The following is a 3,135-nucleotide window of genomic DNA, read 5'->3' on the forward strand; positions in this document are numbered from 1 at the left end:
GTCTGGCTCATGGCGGGCACCGAGTCGGGCCTCACCGACCCCGAGGTCGCCGAGGAGTTCCCCGACATGTACTCGCCCGGCGAGGTGCTGGGCAAGAAGGTCTGGGCGCACTGGGTCTGGTGCAAGTACGCCATCGACTTCTTGAAGCAGGACGGTGAGTGGAGGATCTGGAAGTTCCGCTGCTACGAACTCGCCCGCGCGCCGTTCGAGGAGAACTGGATCAGCTTCGGCCTCAAGAACCAGGGTGCGTTCGATCTCGACCTCATGTACTTCGGCGACGACGGCAAGCCCGTCTTCATGCCGCCGGCCGACCAGCCCGTGCCCTCCGAGAACCACCCGTACAGCCCGGAGACCGTGCAGAAGCTCGAACCGGTGCCCCCGGTCCCGCACGCCACGTTCACCGACACCTTCCACTGATCTCTCTGCAACCGAGGAGCCTGCCATGGCCACCCACAACTCCCTCTTCTCCGACAAGGACGTCCGCCGTCGCGATGACGCCATCGCCGTCTCGGTTCAGCTTCCCTGGTACCGCAGCCTCTGGCTGTCCGCGGTGGATGACGTCGCGGCATCCGTCAACGGCGTCGAGGTGCCGAAGGACAAGCTTCGCTTCGAGCTGAACGGCACGAGCTACCGCATCGAGGAGCTGCCCGAGCAGTGGGACACGCTCTGGTTCGTCGCCGACAAGCCCGAGGTCGTCATCCCGCTGGATCACGCTCCAGAGGCGGGCGAGAAGCTCACCGTCGAGGTCGTGCTGACCATGCGCCTGCTGTACATGCAGATCATGCCCGGCGTCGACGGCGGTCCCGGCCGTTACGTGACCAACCGCGTGCCGGTCGAGCGCGAGGTCGTGCTGGCATGACGCTGCGGGTCGCCATGATCGGCTACGGCTTCATGGGGGCAACCCACTCGGTCGGGTGGCGCCAGGCGCCGCGCATGTTCGACCTCGCCGACACTGTCGAAATGGCCGTGGTCGTGGGTCGCAACGCGGACGCCGTCGCCGGTGCCGCCGAGAAGTGGGGCTGGGCGGAGTCCGCCACGGACTGGCGCGAGGTGATCGCGCGCGACGACATCGACATCGTCGACATCGTCACGCCGGGCGACTCGCACGCCGAGATCGCCATCGCGGCGCTGGACGCCGGCAAGCACGTGCTGTGCGAGAAGCCGCTCGCGAACCCGGTCGAAGAGGCCGAGGCGAGGGCGGATGCCGCGGCGCGCGCCGCTTCGCGTGGCGTGCGTTCGATGGTCGGCTTCACCTACCGGCGCGTTCCCGCGGTGACATTCCTCCGCGATCTGATCGCGCAGGGCGTGGTGGGCACCGTGCAACAGGTGCGGGCCGCGTATCGGCAGGACTGGCTCGTCGATCCGGCGATGCCGCTGGCTTGGCGCCTGCAGAAGGAGCACGCGGGCTCAGGGGCATTGGGCGACATCGGCGCGCACATCATCGACATGACGCAGTTCGTGACCGGTCTGAGCGTCGACGCCGTGTCGGGCACGATCGACACCATCGTCAAGGAGCGTCCGCTCCTCGGCTCGGGCTCCGGACTGTCGGGTACCGCCGCCGAAGGATTCGGCGAGGTCACGGTCGACGACGTCGCGATCTTCACGGGGCGTCTGGGTAACGGCGCGCTCGTCTCGTTCGAGGCCACTCGCTTCGCGACCGGGCGTAAGAACGCCCTCACGATCGAGGTTTCCGGCGACAAGGGGGCGCTCGCCTTCGATCTTGAGGATCTGAACAGCCTGCAGTTCTACGACCGCACCGCGCCCGAGGACCGCCAGGGCTTCACCAAGATCCTGGTCACCGAGGCGCAGCATCCCTACCTCGCCGCATGGTGGCCCGCCGGGCACATGCTCGGCTACGAGCACGGCTTCAGTCACCAGGTCGTCGACCTCGTGACCGCGATCGCCGAGGGGGCCGATCCGCACCCGACCTTCGCTGAGGGGCTTTCCGTTCAGCGCGTGCTCGACGCGGTGGAGCGATCCAGCGCGAACGAATCCGCCTGGGTCCGCGTCGCCGCGGCCACCCCGGCATCCGTCTGAAGGAGTAAGAATGACCCGACCGATCACCCTCTTCACCGGCCAGTGGGCCGACCTGCCGTTCGAAGAGGTGGCCCGCCTCGCCGGTGAGTGGGGCTATGACGGCCTCGAGATCGCCTGCTGGGGCGACCACATCGACGTGTCGCGGTGGGACGACGAGGAGTACGTCCAGTCCCGTCTCGACATCCTCGAGCGGAACGCCCTGAAGGTCTACGCGATCTCGAATCACCTCACCGGGCAGGCCGTCTGCGATGACCCGATCGACGAGCGCCACCGCGACATCCTGCCGGCTCGCGTGTGGGGTGACGGAGAGCCCGAAGGAGTGCGGCAGCGCGCGGCGGAAGACCTGAAGAACACGGCTCGCTTCGCCGCGAAGCTCGGGGTGAAAACGGTCAACGGCTTCTCGGGTTCGTCCATCTGGAAGGCCGTCGCGATGTTCCCGCCGGCATCCGACGAGTTCATCGCACGCGGATACCAGGACTTCGCCGACCGCTTCAACCCGATCCTCGACGTCTTCGAAGAGGTCGGCGTGCGCTTCGGCCTGGAGGTGCACCCCTCCGAGATCGCCTACGACTACTGGACGGCGAAAGACACGCTCGAGGCGATCGGGCATCGCAAGAGCTTCGGGTTCAATTTCGATCCCTCGCACTTCGTCTGGCAGCAACTGGACTACATCGCGTTCGTTCTCGACTTCGCCGACCACATCTTCCACGTGCACGTGAAGGAATCCATCGCGAACCTCGATGGCCGCAACGGTGTGCTGGGCTCGCACCGGCCCTGGGCCGACCCGCGGCGCGGATGGACGTTCGTCTCCACAGGCCACGGCGCCGTCCGCTGGGAGCAGCTGTTCCGCGCGCTCAACGCGATCGGATACGAGGGCCCGACGAGCGTCGAGTGGGAGGACGCCGGCATGGACAGACTCGTCGGAGCACCCGAGGCGCTCGCGTTCGTCCGCAACCTCGCGGAGATCACGCCGCCCGCCGCGTCGTTCGACGCGGCCTTCTCCACGAAGCGATAGCTGCGCATGAACGGTCCCGCATGAAGGTCGGAGTCGTCGGAGGAACCGGCAACATCTCGACGAGCGTGGTGCGGCTGCTGCTC

General features: G+C 67.3%; 3 protein-coding genes and 1 pseudogene. All 4 read left to right on the top strand.

Features of this window, described 5'->3' with window-relative positions; genetic code table 11:
- Window positions 1–417, top strand: a pseudogene (locus tag VFX99_RS09805) (nuclear transport factor 2 family protein); the annotation flags it as partial.
- A gap of 25 nt (window positions 418–442) precedes the next feature.
- Window positions 443–859 carry a C-glycoside deglycosidase beta subunit domain-containing protein gene (locus VFX99_RS09810; RefSeq protein WP_329666112.1) on the top strand — a complete coding sequence of 139 codons (417 nt, stop codon included), beginning with the start codon at window positions 443–445 and terminating at the stop codon, window positions 857–859.
- A complete protein-coding gene (locus tag VFX99_RS09815; protein WP_329666113.1) occupies window positions 856–2,037 on the top strand; it encodes a Gfo/Idh/MocA family oxidoreductase in 1,182 nt (393 codons plus the stop codon). Before VFX99_RS09810 ends, VFX99_RS09815 begins: the two co-directional genes overlap by 4 nt.
- Window positions 2,038–2,047: 10 nt before the next feature.
- Window positions 2,048–3,052 (top strand): sugar phosphate isomerase/epimerase family protein, encoded by a 1,005-nt coding sequence (locus tag VFX99_RS09820; RefSeq protein WP_329666114.1) that lies wholly within the window; start codon window positions 2,048–2,050, stop codon window positions 3,050–3,052.
- The last annotated feature ends 83 nt before the right edge of the window (window positions 3,053–3,135 follow it).

The sequence above is a fragment of the Microbacterium sp. genome (assembly GCF_036277215.1).
Lineage (GTDB): Bacteria > Actinomycetota > Actinomycetes > Actinomycetales > Microbacteriaceae > Microbacterium.